Origin of the sequence: Micromonospora ureilytica, from assembly GCF_015751765.1 — a bacterium.
Classification (GTDB): Bacteria; Actinomycetota; Actinomycetes; order Mycobacteriales; family Micromonosporaceae; genus Micromonospora; species Micromonospora ureilytica.
Map to the genome: position 1 here is coordinate 4,429,117 of NZ_JADOTX010000001.1, position 16,968 is coordinate 4,446,084.

At 72.2% G+C, this 16,968-nt stretch carries 16 protein-coding genes and 1 pseudogene; 6 read left to right on the forward strand and 11 right to left on the reverse strand.

Annotated features, from left to right (window positions below; translation table 11 throughout):
- Window positions 1-56: 56 nt before the first annotated feature.
- Both IW248_RS19950 and IW248_RS19955 read right to left on the reverse strand, forming a co-directional pair.
- Window positions 57-1,400, reverse strand: a complete 1,344-nt coding sequence (locus IW248_RS19950; protein ID WP_196928209.1) for a class I SAM-dependent methyltransferase — start codon at window positions 1,398-1,400, stop codon at window positions 57-59.
- Entirely contained in the window at window positions 1,397-2,794 is a 1,398-nt protein-coding gene (locus IW248_RS19955; protein WP_196928210.1) for an FAD-binding oxidoreductase, read from the reverse strand. Before IW248_RS19955 ends, IW248_RS19950 begins: the two co-directional genes overlap by 4 nt.
- Window positions 2,795-2,887: 93 nt before the next feature.
- On the opposite strand from IW248_RS19955, the gene IW248_RS19960 reads away from it, so the two are divergent.
- The 3 genes from IW248_RS19960 to IW248_RS19970 are packed head-to-tail and all read left to right on the forward strand — an operon-like array spanning window position 2,888 to window position 4,444.
- Window positions 2,888-3,358, forward strand: a complete 471-nt coding sequence (locus IW248_RS19960) for an aminoacyl-tRNA deacylase (RefSeq protein WP_196928211.1) — start codon at window positions 2,888-2,890, stop codon at window positions 3,356-3,358.
- A 37-nt stretch (window positions 3,359-3,395) separates the two neighbouring features.
- Window positions 3,396-3,680 (forward strand): DUF427 domain-containing protein, encoded by a 285-nt coding sequence (locus tag IW248_RS19965; RefSeq protein ID WP_124820018.1) that lies wholly within the window; start codon window positions 3,396-3,398, stop codon window positions 3,678-3,680.
- Window positions 3,681-3,727: 47 nt separating this feature from the next.
- A complete protein-coding gene (locus IW248_RS19970) occupies window positions 3,728-4,444 on the forward strand; it encodes an RICIN domain-containing protein (protein WP_196928212.1) in 717 nt (238 codons plus the stop codon).
- Window positions 4,445-4,463: 19 nt separating this feature from the next.
- Here IW248_RS19970 and IW248_RS19975 read toward each other — a convergent pair.
- Window positions 4,464-5,819: pseudogene (locus tag IW248_RS19975) on the reverse strand (MFS transporter).
- Between the two features lie 19 nt (window positions 5,820-5,838).
- Here IW248_RS19975 and IW248_RS19980 point away from each other — a divergent pair.
- Window positions 5,839-6,828 carry a GlxA family transcriptional regulator gene (locus tag IW248_RS19980; RefSeq protein WP_231396366.1) on the forward strand — a complete coding sequence of 330 codons (990 nt, stop codon included), beginning with the start codon at window positions 5,839-5,841 and terminating at the stop codon, window positions 6,826-6,828.
- Between the two features lie 212 nt (window positions 6,829-7,040).
- Here IW248_RS19980 and IW248_RS19985 read toward each other — a convergent pair whose 3' ends face one another.
- From IW248_RS19985 to IW248_RS20015, 7 genes are all read right to left on the reverse strand, one after another.
- Entirely contained in the window at window positions 7,041-7,505 is a 465-nt protein-coding gene (locus tag IW248_RS19985; RefSeq protein WP_124821484.1) for a hypothetical protein, read from the reverse strand.
- Window positions 7,506-7,533: 28 nt separating this feature from the next.
- Entirely contained in the window at window positions 7,534-9,486 is a 1,953-nt protein-coding gene (locus IW248_RS19990) for a vWA domain-containing protein (RefSeq protein WP_196928214.1), read from the reverse strand.
- A 2-nt stretch (window positions 9,487-9,488) separates the two neighbouring features.
- Window positions 9,489-10,949 (reverse strand): magnesium chelatase ATPase subunit I, encoded by a 1,461-nt coding sequence (locus tag IW248_RS19995; protein WP_196928215.1) that lies wholly within the window; start codon window positions 10,947-10,949, stop codon window positions 9,489-9,491.
- A gap of 57 nt (window positions 10,950-11,006) precedes the next feature.
- Window positions 11,007-12,083, reverse strand: coding sequence for a hypothetical protein (locus tag IW248_RS20000; protein ID WP_196928216.1), 1,077 nt, complete (start codon window positions 12,081-12,083; stop codon window positions 11,007-11,009).
- Window positions 12,084-12,159: 76 nt separating this feature from the next.
- Entirely contained in the window at window positions 12,160-12,810 is a 651-nt protein-coding gene (locus IW248_RS20005; protein ID WP_196928217.1) for a response regulator transcription factor, read from the reverse strand.
- Window positions 12,807-14,051: a sensor histidine kinase gene (locus IW248_RS20010; protein ID WP_196928218.1), complete on the reverse strand. Its 1,245-nt coding sequence runs from the start codon at window positions 14,049-14,051 to the stop codon at window positions 12,807-12,809. Before IW248_RS20010 ends, IW248_RS20005 begins: the two co-directional genes overlap by 4 nt.
- Before the next feature lie 55 nt (window positions 14,052-14,106).
- Entirely contained in the window at window positions 14,107-14,646 is a 540-nt protein-coding gene (locus IW248_RS20015) for a hemerythrin domain-containing protein (RefSeq protein WP_231396367.1), read from the reverse strand.
- 70 nt (window positions 14,647-14,716) lie between these two features.
- Between IW248_RS20015 and mgrA the strand changes: the two genes are divergently transcribed.
- Window positions 14,717-15,712 (forward strand): L-glyceraldehyde 3-phosphate reductase, encoded by a 996-nt coding sequence (gene mgrA, locus IW248_RS20020; protein WP_196928219.1) that lies wholly within the window; start codon window positions 14,717-14,719, stop codon window positions 15,710-15,712.
- 27 nt (window positions 15,713-15,739) lie between these two features.
- Here mgrA and IW248_RS20025 read toward each other — a convergent pair whose 3' ends face one another.
- A complete protein-coding gene (locus IW248_RS20025; protein WP_196928220.1) occupies window positions 15,740-16,666 on the reverse strand; it encodes a lytic polysaccharide monooxygenase auxiliary activity family 9 protein in 927 nt (308 codons plus the stop codon).
- 124 nt (window positions 16,667-16,790) lie between these two features.
- On the opposite strand from IW248_RS20025, the gene IW248_RS20030 reads away from it, so the two are divergent.
- Window positions 16,791-16,913 (forward strand): 50S ribosomal protein L36, encoded by a 123-nt coding sequence (locus tag IW248_RS20030; RefSeq protein WP_030490864.1) that lies wholly within the window; start codon window positions 16,791-16,793, stop codon window positions 16,911-16,913.
- The last annotated feature ends 55 nt before the right edge of the window (window positions 16,914-16,968 follow it).

A 16,968-nucleotide genomic window follows, 5' to 3' on the forward strand; every position in this document is an offset into this window, starting at 1 on the left:
CGCGAGAAGCCGCGCCGACTTTCTCGGCGCGGCTTCAGGCAACGGTCAGCAGGTGGTCAGGGCAACCAGTCCGGTCGCAGCGGGTAGCCGCTCACGCCGTTCGGGCCGTTGTGGGTGGCCAGCACCTGGTGCAGCTGGATGCCGTTGCGTTCGAACGCCATCCGCGACCCGGCCATGTAGAGCCCCCACACCCGGGCGGTGCCCGCGCCGACCTCCGAGACGCAGAAATCCCAGTGCTCGACCAGGTTGCGACACCACGCGGCCAGCGTCAGCGCGTAGTGCTGGCGCAGGTTCTCCTCGTGGTGCACCTCGAACCCGGCGTCGTGCACCTCGCTGATCAACCGGCCCGGACCGGCCAGCTCACCGTCCGGAAAGACGTACCTGTCGATGAACGCGCCGGAGCGGTGCGGCGCCCGGTTGTCCGCGCGGGTGATGCAGTGGTTGAGCAGACGCCCGCCCTGCCGCAGCCGACTGCGCAGCGCCCCGAAGTACATCGGGTAGTTACGCACCCCGATGTGCTCGGTCAACCCGATCGAGGAGATGGCGTCGAACTGCTCGGCCGGCGCGTCCCGGTAGTCCAGATATCGCACCTCCGCCAGCTCGGTCAACCCCTCCCGCTCGATCGCGGCCTGCGCCCACTGCGCCTGCGCCTTCGACAGGGTCACACCGAGCGCCTTGACGCCGTACTCGCGCGCGGCGTGGCGCACCATGCCACCCCAGCCGCACCCGACATCCAGCAGCCGCATCCCCTTCTTGAGCGCCAGCTTGCCGGCGACCAGGTCGTACTTCGCCGCCTGGGCCTGCTCCAGCGTGTCGTCCGGAGACCGGAAAACCGCGCAGGTGTACGTCATCGACGGGCCGAGCACCTTCTCGTAGAAGGCGTTGGAGACGTCGTAGTGGTGCGAGATGGCAGTGCTGTCCCGTACCCGCGAGTGCCGCAGGCCGTTCACCACCCGCTTCCAGCGGGGCTGCGCCTCCTGCGGCGGCGCCGGCGGCGGCATCAGCCGCTCCCAGCCCAGCCCACGGACCAGCGCCAGCCCCTCAGCCAGCGACGGTGGACGCAACCGCAGCTCATCCTTGAGCACCCGCAACGCCTCGTACGGGTCACCCGGGTGCACGCCCTGCAACGCCAGGTCACCACTGACGTACGCCCGGGCCATGCCCAGGTCGCCGGGTGCGGTGAGCAGGTACGACAGCCCCCGCTCGGATTGGATCGCCAGGGTGATGCCGGCGTCGGACGGGCCGACGGCGCTGCCGTCGTACCCGGTGATCCGCACCGGCAACGGCCCCGTGGTGACCGCGCGGACGACATCCGCGACGGTCGGACCCGTGTGCCGGCCCCCCGCCGGCGGGGTGGCGGGGACGCTCGCCGCCCCCTGATCTCTGTCGGTCAGGCTCATGCTCGTGCTACCGCCTTTTCGTACAGTCCCGTCAGCCGGTGGTCCGGGTCGTAGCGGTCTTTCACCGCGCGCCACGTGTCGCCGCCGTAGAGGCGATCGAAGGCGTCCCGGTCGTAGTACGCGTCGGAGTAGAGCGACTTGTGGCCGCCCGACTCCGACACCCTGCGTTCGATCGTGCGGTTGACGTCGCCGTCGGCGGCGCCCGGCGCGATCGGCACGCTCCCCCAGAACCCAATGTTGACGTAGTCCTGCCCCGGCCGGAGCGGATACAGCGGCCAGGACCGCGCCGAACCGGGCCCCGCCGGCTCACGCAGTCGCAACGGGCACAGCCACACCGGGTTCATCCCCACCGCGCCGGCGAACCAGCGCAGGAAGTCAGCCGTCCGGTCCAGCGGGATCTCCACGTCCTGCACGACCCGCTCCCGGGCCGGTTGCCCGCGCAGCCGGTCGATCCGGGCCGCCACCTGGTGGCGGTGCTCAAGGCGGACCAGTCGGTGGTAGAAGTCGCTGCGTCGGTAACGCGCCGGCCAGAGCCTGCGCACGACCGGGTGCTGCGCGCCGAACGCCGACGAGCACCAGAACCAGTCGGTGTCCCAGCGCCACAGATAGTCGTACGCGGTGAGCACGTCGCGGGTGCGCTGGCGCAGCGACCGGTAGTAGATCGCCTGACCGGTGTAGTCGCTGGGCGGGTCGGCCACGTCGGTGAACGTGGCGAACACCAGGTACGACTCGCCGGGGCTGAACATCACCCCGTCCATCGCGTCCACCGGCTCGCCGGCCCAGGATCGGGTCGCGCTCACCTCCGCGATCGCGTCGGTCAGCGCCTCCAGTTGGGTGAACCGGACGTTGCGCAACGCCACGTACCGGCCGACCGGTTGCAGCTCGATGCGCAGCCGGGTGGCGTAGCCGAGGCTGCCCAGCGAGTTGGGGAACGCGGTGAACAGGTCGGCGTGCTCGCCGTCGGGTCGGGCGGTGACGATCTCGCCGGAGCCGGTGAGGATGTCCATCTCCAGCACCGACTCGTGCGGCAGGCCGTTGCGGAACGAGGTCGACTCGATCCCGAGGCCGGTGACCGCGCCGCCCAGTGTGATGGTGCGCAACTGCGGCACCACCAACGGCATCAACCCGTGCGGCAGCGTCGCGTCGACCAGGTCCTCGTAGGTGCACATGCCCTGCACGTCGGCGGTGCGGCCGGCCGGGTCGACCGACAGCACGCCGTTCAGGCCACTCACGTCGAGCCCCGGAGTCCGTGGAGCGGACCGGGGGCGGAACAGGTTGGAGGTGCGTTTGGCCAGCCGGACAGGCTCGCCAGTGGGCACCGCGGCGTACGACCGCCGCAGCGTGTCCACCGCTTGATCATGGTCAATCGGATGATCCACACGCTCAGCGCGCATGTGATCACCTTACGCTCGCCGTTCGGAAACCGTGGGATGTCGGCGCTGGCAGTTTCCCGTCCGGTAGCAGGCCGGACGGCTACCGTGGCGGGCATGCCATCGCCAGCGATCGTCGCCCTGGACGCCGCCCAACTGCCGTATCGGCTGGTCAGCCACGGTGCGGTCGGCAGTCTCGCGGAGGCGGCCGCCGTCCGGGGCGTGGCCGTCCCCGACGTGGTCAAGACGATAGTGGTCCGCCGCGGTGAAGCCGATCACCTGTTCGTGCTCACCCCCGGCGACCGGGTCATCTCCTGGCCCAAGCTGCGCGCCCTGCTCGGGGTACACCGGCTCTCCATGCCGGACGCGGCGGGCGCCCTGGCCGCCACCGGCTACGAACGCGGCACCATCACCCCGTTCGGCGCGAGCACTGCCTGGCCGGTGGTCGCCGACGAGCGACTGCGCGGCCGGGAGATCACGCTGGGGGCCGGCGAGCGCGGTCTCGCCGTCGCGATCGCCGCCGACGCCGCGATAGCCGCCCTCGACGCCACAGTGGCCGACGTCACCGATCCGCAGCCCACCCGCTGAGCGCTGCCGGCGCGGCGACGCGGCCTACTGTTGAGACATGCCGAAAGCCGTGTGGAACGACCTGGTCATCGCCGAGAGCGACGACACCGTGCTGGTGGAGGGCAACCACTACTTCCCCCGCTCCGCCCTGCGCGACGACCTGATTCGCGAGTCCGCGACCCACACCGTCTGCCCGTGGAAGGGCACCGCCTCCTACTACTCCCTCGAACACGAGGGCAGCACCAGCAGGGACGCCGTCTGGTATTACCCGGAGCCCAAACCGGATGCCGAGATGGTGCGTGACCGGGTGGCGTTCTGGAAGGACGTCCGGGTCGTCGACTGACGTCGCCGACTGGCCGTGACCGCCGGCGGTGGGTGAGGATGGCCGGTATGTCCGCGCCCGAGGAACGCCCCGACCCCCACGGCACCGTCTACGGCGGTCACCGGGCACCGCGCTCCGGCCCGCTGGCCGATCCGCTCTTGCGGGTCGCGGTGGCGGTCGGCGTCGTCGGCGTGCTCCTGGGGGTCGTGTTCGCCACCGGGCTGCTCGACGGTGACGACCAGCCGGCCGTGCCGGCGTCGGTCGGTACGTCGTCCAGCGCGGCCCAGCTGCCCAGCGAACCGGCCGGCGAGCCGAGCCCGACCGCCTCGGCCGAGCCGTCACCGACCCCGTCGGCCAGCGCGCCGGCCGCCCCGCCCACCGGGCCCCGGGTGCTGCGCGCCCCCTCGGGTCTCTGCCTGGGGCTCGACGGCGACGGCGAGAAGGCCGAGGCCGAGTTGGCCGTCTGCACCGGCGCCCCGGAGCAGCAGTGGGTGGTCAGCCCGGCCGGCGCGGACGTACTGACGTTGACCAATGCCAAGTACGGGCAGTGCCTCGACGTCGAGGGCGGCAGCGGGGACGACGGCGCGCGGTTGCAGCAGTTCCCCTGCCACGGCGAGGCCAACCAGCAGTGGCGGTTCGGCGGGACCGGCACTGGCGCGGTGCTGCTCGTCGCCGCGCACAGCAACAAGTGCGCCCAGGCCGACGACGACGCTGTCGAGGCCGGCGAGGACATCCGGCAGCGACAGTGCGACGGCCGGCCGGCCCAGCAGTGGACAGTGAGCTGACCGGCCGACGGGTCACGGTTCAGCCCCGGAAGCTCCACGCCCGGGGCGCGGTCGCAGCGACCAGCACGGCCTCCGGCACCGGCCGGCCCGGTCGCCTACGCAGCAGCAACGACAGCCCGGCGGCGCCGATCGACAGCGCACCCGCCACGTACCAGGCCATCGCATAGTCGCCCAACCGATCCCGGACCAGTCCCGCACCGGTCGCGGCGACCGCCGCGCCGAGTTGGTGCGCGGCGAACACCCAGCCGAACACCACAGCTCCGGCGCCACCGAAGTACTCCCGGCACAGCGCCACGGTCGGCGGCACGGTGGCCACCCAGTCCAGGCCGTAGAAGACGATGAACACCAGCATGCTCGGCTCGGCCGTGCCGGAGAACAGGCTCGGCAGCACCAGCAGGGACAGTCCCCGCAGCGCGTAGTACATGCCGAGCAGCAACCGGCTGTCCACCCGGTCGGTGAGCCAGCCGGAGGCGATCGTGCCGACGATGTCGAAGAGCCCCACCAGGGCGAGCAACCCGGCCGCGGTGGTCTGGGCCATGCCGTGGTCGTGCGCGGCCGGCACGAAGTGCGTACCGACCAGGCCGTTGGTGGTCGCCCCGCAGATCGCGAACCCTCCGGCCAGCAGCCAGAACGGTCGGGTCCGGGCCGCGGTGGCCAGCGCGCCGAGCGCCCGGGACGCCGCGCCGCCGGTCGCCGGCGGCGCCGCCACGACCTCGGTCGCCCCGTAGGCGGGCAGGCCGAGATCCGCCGGGTGCTCGCGCAGCAGCTACACCACCAGGGGTACGACCGCCAGCGCCGCCGCGGCCACGACAAGCGCGGCGGTACGCCAGCCGTGGTCGCGTACCAGGATGGCGATCAGTGGCAGGAACACCAGTTGTCCGGCCGCCCCGCCGGCGGTCAGCACTCCGGTGACCAGGCCCCGGCGGTGGACGAACCAGCGCCCGGTGACGGTGGCCACGAACGCCAGCGCCATCGAGCCGGTGCCCAACCCCACCAGCACACCCCAGCAGAGCAGAAGCTGCCAGCTGGCGGTCATGAAGATCGTCAACCCGCTGCCGGCGGCGACCAGCAGCAGCGCCACCGAGACCACCCGGCGGATGCCGAACCGGTCCATCAGGGCGGCCGCGAACGGCGCGGTGAGCCCGTAGAGCAGCAGGTTGACCGAGACGGCCGCGGAGATCGTGGCCAGGGGCCAGCCGAACTCCTCGTGCAGTGGGTGCAACAGCACCGACGGGGTGGCGCGGAAGCCGGCCGCGCCGACCAGCGCCACGAAGGCGACGGCGGCGACCAGCCAGGCGGGATGCAGACGGCGGTTCTTGGTCACGGAACAAGTCTGAGGCGGGCCGCACACCTCGACGAGTGGCCGGAAAGCCATCATGCGCAATAATCGGGCCATGAGCGCTCGCCCGCACCGGATCGCCGTACTCGCCCTGCACCAGGTGGTCGGCCTGGACCTCGGCACCCCGTCGCAGGTCTTCGGCACCGCTCGGGCCGCCGACGGGACGCCCTTCTACGACGTCCGGGTATGCACCCCGGGCGGGCAGCCGGTACGCAGCACCGGCGGCTTCCAGGTGCTCCCCGACCATGGTCTGGAGCTGCTCGACACCGCCGACACGGTGATCGTCCCGGGCATCCACGACAGCTCCACGTTGGCCTCGGGCACCGTCGAGCCGGAGGTGATCGAGGCGCTGCGCGTTGCGCACGAACGGGGTGCCCGGATCATGTCGATCTGCACCGGGGCGTTCGTGCTCGCGGCCGCCGGGCTCCTCGACGGGCGGCGGGCGACCACCCACTGGGCGTACGCCGAGCGGTTCCGCCACCTGCACGGCCGGGTGGACCTCGACCCGGGCGTGCTGTTCATCGCCGACGACAGGGTGCTCACCTCGGCCGGAGTCGCCGCCGGCATCGACCTCTGCCTGCACGTCATCCGTCTCGACCACGGCAGCGAGGTGGCCAACCGGGCGGCCCGCCGCTGTGTGATGCCACCGTGGCGCGACGGCGGCCAGGCGCAGTACATCGAGCAGCCGGTGCCGAAGGCGACCGACACCAGCACGGCGGGCGCCCGGGAGTGGGCGCGGCAGCGGCTGCACGAGCCGATCGCGCTGCGCGACCTGGCCGAGCGCGCGCGGATGAGCGTGCGCACCTTCACCCGACGCTTCCGGTTGGAGACCGGCCTGAGCCCGGCCCAGTGGCTGCTGCAACAGCGCACCGACCACGCGAGACTGCTGCTGGAGACGACCGACCTCACCGTCGACCAGATCGCCCACCGCTCGGGTTTCGGCACCACCGCCGCCCTACGCCAGCAACTGCACCAACGCATCGGCGTAGCGCCCTCGACCTACCGCCGCACCTTCCACCCCCGCCCAGCCCTAACCAAAACCTGACCCGCCCCGCCCCCGCGATCTTGCACTTACTGTTGTCGATCCGCCCTTTTATGCGGCTTTTGTCGGGACAGAAAGTGCAAGATCGGCGGAGGACTTGGGGCGGGGTGGGCAGCACGAGCGCGAGCGTGATGTCTGTGGGTCATCGTGATGACTCACCGACATCACGCTCAACTGGGCAAGACCTTCGGCGCCGACCGGCCGATCGACGTCGCTCAGGACCGCAGGACGTGCAGCTGGGACTGATGCTTCGGCAGGTGCACCCGCATGTGCAGGTCCAGGGTGCGGGACCAAGGCAGCGGCTCGTCGACGATGAGGTCGAAGCCCTCGCGTAAATGCGTCGCGACCGGGGTCTCGGCGGCCAGGCCGAGCTGATCGACCAGCCCGCACAGCCGATCGCTGGTGCCGTGCAGCAGCGCGGTCAGACCGCGCAGACCACCCTGCTCGGCGGCGAGCGCGTCCAGCTGCGGACGGTGCATGTCCTCTTCCAACTCGTAGTAGGCGAACGGCGACCCGGCCAGCAGCGCCTCGGTGGCCTGGATCATCAGCTCGTCGTTGGCGACCAGATGCGCGACGATCTGCTCGGCACTGAGCTGCCCCTCCGGAGCCGGACCGAACCCGCCGGCGTCGACCTCCGCGAACAGGGCACCGTAAGCCCGCCGCAATCCCCCGCTCTCCATCCCCCCAGTCAACCCGCCCCAACGGGAGTTAGCGGCGGGATTGGCGGGAGCGGAGGTAGTCGCTGACCACGTACTCGCCCAGGTCGTCGGTGTCCGGGGTGAACATGCGGCCCCGGCTGCGGCGGGCCACCGCGTCCACGAAGCGCCGCAGGCCCGGGTCGTCACCGAGCATGAACAGGTTGAGCGTGGCGCCGTAGCGGCTCAGCCGGTCCACCTCGCGGACCGTCGCCTCGATCGTCTCCGGCAGCGGCGGCCAGTGGAACAGCGCCTCCCCGTCGTCCGGGTCCAGGTGGGCGGTCGGCTCGCCGTCGGTGACCACCAGCACGATCGGCTCGGCGTCCGGGTGTCGGCGCAGGTGCCGGCCCGCCAACCGCAGCGCGTGCTGGAGGTTGGTGCCCTGCTCCATGTCCGGCTCCACGGCCGCCAACTCCCGCTGGGTGAGCGTCATCGCCTCCCGACCGAAGCCCACGATCTGCAGGGCGTCCTGCGGGAAGCGCGTCTCCATCAGGTGCGCCAGCGCCATCGCCGTCTGCTTCATCGGCCCCCAACGACCCTGCGAGATCATCGAGTACGACAGGTCGACGCAGAGCACCACAGCGGCCGAGGCCCGTTTCTCGGTCTCCACCACCTCGAAGTCGTCCACCGCGAGCTGCACGGGAACCGTCGGCCCGGCCCGACTGACCGCCCGGGTCAGCGTCCGGACCACGTCCAACGGTTGCTCATCGCCGTACTGCCAGGGCCTGGACGCGCCGCTGACCTCGCCCGCCGCACCGGCCGAGCGGAGGTCGTGCTGGCCACGCGGCCCGGCCGTCAGATCGGCGAATACCCGTCGCAGCGCGGTCCCACCGAGCCGGCGCAGCGCCTTCGGGCTCAGCGTGAGCCCCTCCGCGTCCCGGCTCACCCAACCCTGGCGGCGCAGCTCCCGCTCCAGATCGCGCAGTCGGCGCACGTCGTCGGCCGCGTCCCGGCCCAGCGTGCGCGCCACCGCGTCGACGTCCACGTCGTCGAGGGTCGCCCCCGGGTGTTCCTGGTCGAGCTGGTCCAGCAGGTCGTCCAGTTCGCCGATCTCACCCAACGCGCCGGCCGCGTCGGCGTAGTCCAACGGCTGGTCGCCGCGGACCCGCTCGCCGCGCCCCCAGCGCAGATCGGGTCGCAGCGCCCGCAGGTTCGCGTCGAGCGCGGACATCTCGCCCGCGAGGCGGTCACCGAGCGACTGCTGCATGAGCCCGGCCAGTTCGGCGCGTTGCCGGTCGGAGAGCGAGTTCATCAGCCGCTCACCGGCCGCCGCTCGGCGGGCCAGCACGTCGATCAACTCGTCGACGGTCTCCGGCTTCTCCGGGAAGAAGTCGCCGTGTCGGCGCATGAACTCGGCGAACACGTCGGTGGTGTCCTCCGCGCGACCGTGCCGGGCCAGCAGGTCGTTCAGGTCGCCCATCATCTCGGCGAGCCGCTGCTGGGCGGCCGGGTCGGCGGAGGCGCGCACCGCGTCGCGCAGGCCGGCGAAACGCTGACCGAGCACGTCGTCGCGGAGTTGGTCGAGGATCTGCTGGTACGAACGGCGGGCGTCGTCGCTGGCCCACTGGTAGCCAGACAGCTCCTCCACCGCCCGCGCGGTCGAGCGGGGCAGATTGTCCAGCACCGCCTCGGCGAACCGCGCGGCGTCGTCGTCGCGACCCCGCAGCTCGTCCCGCTCGGCGGCGAGGGCCTGGTCGAGGAGGGCCTGGGCCCTGGTCACGGCACCGTCCAGGTCACCCCTGCGCATCGCCTCCCGGCGCAGCCGCCGGGCCCGGGCGGCCAGGTCGTCCAGGCCACCCCGTCCCTGCGGGCCACGGCGCAACAGGTCGCGCAGCGCCTCCCGCAGGCTGCCGCCGGCCAGCACCTCGGCACCGACCGCGTCCACCGCCTCGCGCACGTCGTACGGGGGTGCGAGCGGGTCGGGCCCGCCGTTCCACTGCCCGTAACGGAACCGGTTGCCGGCCACTGTCAGCCCCGGCCGCCGTAGACGGTGCGCCCCGAGTCGGTGACGTCCTTGCCGAGCCGGCGGGTCAGGTGCAGCCCTTCCAGCACGAACTCGACGGCGGCGGCAGCCTCCTCCGAGGTCGGCGCGTCGCCCAGGTCGAGCCGGTCCAGGACCTTCGCCAACCCGGGTACGGTGCCGACCTGGCGCAGCAACTCGGTGGCGCTGACCAACTCGCCGGTCTCGATCGCGGCGCCGTCCTCGACCAAGGCGGTGAACCCGGACAGGTCCAGCCCGGCGAGGTGGGCCCGGAACGTCTCGGCGGTCGCGGTGCGCAGCAGATGCGCGAGGATCTCGGTCTCCCGGCCCTCCTCGCCGCTCTCGAACTCGACCTTGCCGCGCAGCGTGCTGGTCACCGACACCGCGTCACCGACGCGGGCAACGGCGGCCTCGGGGCGCCCCTCCGGGGTGTCGGAGGCGGCGAGCAGGCCGGCGCGACGCAGCGCGGCACCGGCGACCGTTTCGGCGGCGGCGATGGCGAATCGGGCGGAGACACCGGAGCGCGGGTCCACCGACGGCGACTCCCGGACGGCGCGGGCGAAGCGGGCCAACACCTCCAGCACGTGCTCCGGCACCTCGGCGACCAGGTCGGCCTCCTGGCGGATCAGCGCCAGCTCCAACTCCAGGTCGACCGGGTAGTGGGTACGGATCTCCGCGCCGAACCGGTCCTTGAGGGGGGTGATGATCCGGCCCCGGTTGGTGTAGTCCTCCGGGTTGGCGCTGGCCACCAGGAGCAGGTCCAGCGGCAGGCGCAGCTGGTAGCCGCGAACCTGGATGTCCCGCTCCTCCAGCACGTTCAGCAGCGCCACCTGGATGCGTTCGGCCAGGTCGGGCAGCTCGTTGACGGCGAAGATGCCCCGGTTGGTGCGGGGCACCAACCCGAAGTGGATGGTTTCCGGGTCGCCGAGGGTACGACCCTGGGCGATGCGGATCGGGTCGACGTCACCGATCAGGTCGCCGACGCTGGTGTCCGGGGTGGCCAACTTCTCGCCGTACCGCATCGAGCGGTGCAGCCAACCGATCGGCAGCTCGTCGCCGGCCTCGGCGACCTGGGCGCGGGACGCCGGGGTGAGCGGGTGCATCGGGTGCTCGTTGAGCACCGAGCCGGGCAGAACCGGGGTCCACTCGTCGAGCAACGCGCCCAGCGAGCGGATCAGCCGGGTCTTGCCCTGGCCTCGCTCGCCGAGCAGCACCATGTCGTGCCCGGCGAGCAGGGCCCGCTCGACCTCGGGCAGCACGCTGTCGTCGTAGCCGACGATGCCGGGGAAACGGGTCTCGCCGGAGCGCATCCGGGCGAGGAGGTTGTCGCGGAGTTCCTGCTTGACGGTGCGGTACTGGTGACCGGCCGCCCGTAGCGCGCCGAGCGTGCCGGGCAGGTCGGCCGGTGGAACCGGGATTACCGGGGTAGGCGCAGTCACCCGACCCACGCTAGCTCACATTCGCGGGGGCGCCCCGGGCATCGGGGGGCACCCCCGCCACCACCCTCAGCCCCGGTCGCACCGCTGGCAGGTGCCGCGGCGGCGCAGGTGGTACGCGTAGGTGGCCACGCCGAGCGCCACGCCCCACAGCGGCCAGAGCAGCATCGGCGCCCCGGTCAGGCTGAACCCGCCGGTCAGCTCCCAGAACTTCGGATTGCTGAGCAGCCCCAACGAGGCGGCGGTCACGGAGATGGCGACCAGGCTGGCAGGGACCACGGCCAGCTTCACCGGCACCCGCCGACCGGCGAGCCCGAACATCCAGCCCGGGAACCGCTCGCCCCAGCGCTGCACCAGGCCGAGGGTGAGGATCGCGCCGACGGTGGCGAAGGCGGCCAGCCCGAACCCGGCCCAGACCAGCCCGGTGTCCTGCATCTCGGTCAGGAACTCGCGGGAGATGCCGAGCGGGATGCCGGCCGCCCAGGCGAACCGGGTCACCGCGTACGTCAATGGGATGGCCGCGGCGATGCCGGCGGCCCACCGGCCCCAGCGGGTGGCGGCGGCCCGGGTGGTCCACCCCTGGGCGGTGTCGGCGCGGCCGCAGCCGACGCAGGCCCCGACGGTGCGGCGCTGCCAGGCGAGCACCGCCCCGGCCAACAGCAGCCCGCCGGCCAGCGCGGCGAAACGGCCGAACAGCGCCCAGTTGAAGACGTCGGAGTAGTCGACCGGCGGCCAACCGAACGGTGCCCCGACGATCAGTATCGGCAGGTAGCCGAGAATGACCAGCACTCGGACATCCGGCACGACCAGGACGAGCACGAAGGCCACCGCCCAGCCGTAGCCGGCGAGCAGCGCCCGCAGCGGGCCGGGTGGGCGCGCCGCCGGGCGGCTCATGGCCAGGGCGGCGACCGCGGCGGTGAGCAGTACACCGGCGAAGAGCGGGGTGGCCACCTCCACCGGCACCAGGCGCAGCAGGCTGACGTCGCCGCCGTGGGGGTCGTTCGGGCCGAACGGGTAGCCGGCGCCGGTGAGTGTGCCGAGCAGGGCGAGTACGCCCCACAGGCCCAACCACGCGGCGGCCAGTGGGGCGAGCCGGTCGGGCCAGCGGGAGTCGGTACGGGGTGGAGAGGCAGTGATCGTTGTCATGCTCTCAGCCTCGACGGACAGCCGCCGGATTCCCTCCCGGCCGCCGGTGAACCCGCTCCCCCGGTGGAGGGACCGTTCAGCCGGACGGGGTGACGAAGCCGGACTCGTAGGCGGCTATCACCGCTTGCGTACGGTCGCGGACGCCCAGCTTGGCCAGCACGTTGCCGACGTGCGTCTTGACCGTCTCCACCCCGACCACCAGGTGCGCGGCGATCTCCGGGTTGGACCGGCCGGTGGTCATCAACCGCAGCACCTCGGCCTCCCGTTCGGTGAGCCGGGCAGCACCCAACCGGTCGCCGCCCGTCGGCCCGTACGCCCCGACCAGCTGGCGGATCGCGGCCGGGAAGAGCAGCGACTCACCCGCCGCGACCACCCGGACCGCCTCCACCACCTCGGCGGGCCGGGCCCGTTTGAGCAGGAACCCGGAGGCGCCGGCGCGCAGCGCCTCGTAGACGTACTCGTCGTTGGCGAACGTGGTGACCACCAGCACCCGGGGCGGGTCGGCGGAGGTGGCCAGCAGGTGCCGGGTGGCCTGGATGCCGTCGATGCCGGGCATCCGCACGTCCATCAGCACCACATCGGGACGGTGCCGGGCGACCAGCGGCGGCACCTCGGCTCCGTCGGCGGCTTCGGCGAGCACGCGCAGGTCGGGTTGGGCGTCGATGATGGCCCGTAGCCCGATTCGGATCAGCTCGTCGTCGTCGACGATGAGCACGCCGGTGGTCATCGCGTCTCCTCGTAGGGCAGGCGGGCCCGGATCAGCCACCGGTCGCCGTCCGGGCCGACGGTGAGCCGGCCACCGAGCAGCAGCACCCGCTCCCGCATGCCGTCCAGTCCTCGACCGCCCCGCCCCAGCCGGGTCCGGTCCCTGTGGTTCACTGCGTTGACCAGCTCCAACTCCAGCGCGTCGGTGTGCAGGTCCAGGCGTACCGTCACCGGCCCGTGGCCGTGCCGGGCGGCGTTGGTCAGTCCTTCCTGGACGATCCGGTACCCCTCCCGGGAGACCACAGCGGGCACCCGTGCCGGGTCGCCGGCGCGATGCGCGTGCACGGCCAGGCCGGCCGCGCGAGCGTCGGTGACCAACCGGTCCAGGTCGGCGAGGGTACGCTGCGGCGCCACCACGGGCCGGTCGTGTCCGTTCTCCCGGAGCAGCCCGAGCACGTGGTCGAGGTCGTCCATCGCGTTGCGCCCGACGTCCTCGATGGCGGTGAGCGCCCGCCGGACGAACTCCGGGTCGGTGTCGAGGACCTCGCGGGCGGCCCCGGCCTGGAGGGTGGCCACTGTCAGCGCGTGACCGACCGAGTCGTGCAGCTCCCGGGCCAGCCGGTTGCGTTCGGCGAGCCGGGTGGCGCGCGCTTCGAGGGCGGCGATCCGTTCCGCCTGGGCCGGGCCGAGCAGCACCGGCGCCATGGACCCGGCGAGCGCGCCGAGCCCGGCGACTGCGTAGCCGAGGCCGACCAGCAGGAGCACCCCGGTCACTGTCAGCCAGCCGCTGTCCTGCCCGTCCAGTGGCCCGAACTGTTCCCGGCTGGTCAGCTCGGCGCCGATGCCGAACTGCTGGGCGATGAACGCCAGCGCCATCGGCAGGGCGCTGAACAGCGCGAGCATCACCAGCGCGCCGACGATGAGGTGGGTGGCGATCCAGAGCGCGCTGCGCAGCCGGGTCTCCCGGTCGCCGTGGTGGCCGGGCGCGGGGTCGGGCAGGTCGACACCGAGCAGAGCCCGGACGGCGGCGATCTCCAGAGCCCGGCTGCCGTCCAGCAGCAACGGGACGACGGCGATCAGCACCGCGATGACCAGCAGGACGTAGACCAGTGGGCGCGGGATCGCCGAGTCGGCGAGCAGTTGGGCGAAGGTCACCGCGAGGAGCCCGTACGGCAGCGCCAGCACGCCCCCGAGCAGCAGGAACACGCCGCGTCGCCAGGTGGTGCCGGCGACCAGCGGGGCCAGCGCCGCTCGGAGGGTCACCTCGCCATTCTGCTGCCGGGACCGGTCCCGGCGACTCCCCCTCGTCGGGGAGATGTCAGCGGTGGTCGGCGACGTACTGCTGCGGGTCCTTGTCGCGGAACGGGAGGTTGCGGCCGTTCTTGTGTTCGCCGTAGAAGGTCAGCCAGCGTTGGCCCAGCTCGGCGCGGAGTTCGGTGCTGGCGTGCCGGCGGAAGTCGGGCAGCGCCTCGTCCTCCTCTTCGGCCAGGTGCTCGCTGTTCTCCCGGCGGGCCGTGCCGACCGCCTCCCACCACTGATCCGAGCCGACCGGGTGCAGCTTCGCCTCGGCGATGGCGTCGCGGATCTTGTTGTGGTCGCCGATCGCGTCGGCGGTCTCGTCCTCGCCGTCGTCGCCGTGCTTCACCAGGTGCGGGTAGAGGATCGCCTCCTCGGCCTCGGCGTGGATGTCCAGGTGCAGGGCGAGGGCGTCCCAGATGGCGAGCATCTCCTGCTCGTCGCGGGCGTCGTCGAGGCGGGCGAAGCCACGCCGGAAGGCGGCGTGGTCGTCCAGGATCAGCGCGGTGATGTCGTCCACTGTGCTCACTTTCCGTTGGCCGGCGAGCCGGGCACGCGGCATTGCGTCGAAACTACCCCGATGTCCCGGTTTCCACGCCCGATCCCCGCTACGCTGGGCCGGAGCTAGGCTCATGATCGTGACCTACCTCGCCGCGGATGACCGCTACGACACCATGACCTACCGGCGCAGCGGACGCAGTGGCCTGCGGCTGCCCGCCGTCTCGCTCGGCCTGTGGCACAACTTCGGCCCGGACCGCCCGTTCGAACGGCAGCGCGACATCGTGCGCCGCGCCTTCGACCTGGGTGTCACCCACTTCGACCTGGCCAACAACTATGGCCCGCCGCCCGGTTCGGCGGAGGAGAACTTCGGCCGGATGCTCGCCACCGACCTGAAGCCGTACCGGGACGAGCTGGTGATCTCCAGCAAGGCCGGGTACCTGATGTGGCCCGGCCCGTACGGCGAGTGGGGCTCGCGTAAGAACCTGATCTCGTCGCTGGACCAGTCGCTGGGCCGGATGGGGCTGGACTACGTCGACATCTTCTACTCGCACCGGTTCGATCCGGACACCCCGCTCGAGGAGACGATGGGGGCGCTCGACGCCATCGTCCGCTCCGGCAAGGCCCTCTACGTCGGCGTCTCGAACTACAACTCGGAGCAGACCACGCGGGCCGCCGCGATCCTGCGTGAGCTGGGTACGCCGCTGCTGATCAACCAGCCGTCGTACTCGATGCTCAACCGCTGGACCGAGTCCGACGGCCTGCTCGACACGCTGGAGCAGGTCGGCGCGGGCTGCATCGCGTACAGCCCGTTGGCCCAGGGCCTGCTGACCGACCGCTACCTGGGTGGCATCCCGGCCGATTCGCGGGTTCGCACAAGCGTCTTCCTCAACGAGAGCGACCTCAGCGAGGAGAAGATGGCAACGATCCGTGGCCTCGGCGCTGTCGCCGAGCGGCGTGGCCAGTCGCTGGCCCAACTCGCGTTGGCCTGGGCGCTGCGTGACCCGCGGATGACCAGCCTGATCATCGGCGCGAGCAGCGTCGAGCAGTTGGAGACGAACATCGCCGCCCTGGACAACCTCGACTTCACGGCCGACGAGTTGGCCGAGATCGAGCGCCACCTCGGCTGAACACCTCCGGGTCCCGGGCGGGTCGGGTCACCAGATCCGGCGCCGCCCGGCCCGGTGGTTGCGGACCTCGCACTGCCGGCCCACCGGTGCGGCGGCGCTGCGGCGTCGCCGTCCGGCACCGATCAGCAGCGCGAGGACCAGCACGGCAGCGGCGCCGGCCAGCACCGGCCACCGGCCGCGGAGGTCGGTCACCGACGCCACCGGCACGCCGGGATCGGCCGCCGCGGCCACCGCCGACCCGGTGGCGGCCGGCGAACTCGCGGCGGTACGCGGCGCGCTCTTCGTCGCGGCGGCCTTCGACGGGGTGGCTTTCGACGGGGTGGCGGCGGCCTTGGCAACACGGAACACCACGTCCGAGCAGGAGTAGTAGGTGTCCGGGGTGTTGGAGTTCTGCCAGATCGTGTAGATCAGGTGTCGGCCGCTGCGGCCCGCCGGCAGCCGACCCGCCAACTGGTACGCCCCGGCGCGCACCGGCGGGTCGGTCCGGGTCAGGAACGGACGCGACTCCAGATCCGCCCAGGTCAGCTTCTTGCGCGGGTCGTAGTCGGGAGTGGTCACGTAGAGCCGGAAGGTGCCCCGGTGCTCGATGGTGGTCCGGTACCGGAAGGTGAACTTCGCGTCGGTGGTCAGCTCGGTGCTCGGCCAGTCGGTGCGGGGCAGGTCCAATCCTCGGTACGCGGACAGCCCGCCGCTGCACAGTTCACCGTCCGGGATCCGTTCCCGGTCTCGCCCGTTGATCGCGGCGACGCGTACGTTGTCCCATTCCCGGACGGCGGCGCCCGCTTCGACAGCGGCCCGGCAGGCGGCGGTGGCCGCGTACCGGCCCTCGGGGCCGCAGGCCGCCGCGCGACTGACCGGGTCGGTCGGGGCGCCGTGCGCGGCGGCGGGTGTGGCGGCCAGCGGCACTGTCGCGGCAGCGACCAGCACCGTGGCGAGGAGCCGGCGTACGGGCATGAGGATGACCTCCGCCCAGTGGTACGGCTGAGAGGCGGCAAAGGTTCGACGCTGACCGGCCGGGAATCCTGCGGGTGGGTGTGGCGTTTCGATACTCGGAACCGCTGAGACCGAGGAGGCAGACATGAAGGTACGTAGCTCGTTGCGTGCGCTGAAGCAGAAGCCGGGTTCGGTGGTGGTCCGCCGTCGTGGCCGGGTGGTCGTGGTCAACCGCGCCAACCCGCAGTGGAAGAGCCGCCAGGGCTGACCCCCGCCCGTACCGGACATATAGTCGACAACCGCCCTGACCGGGTCTTCCGGTC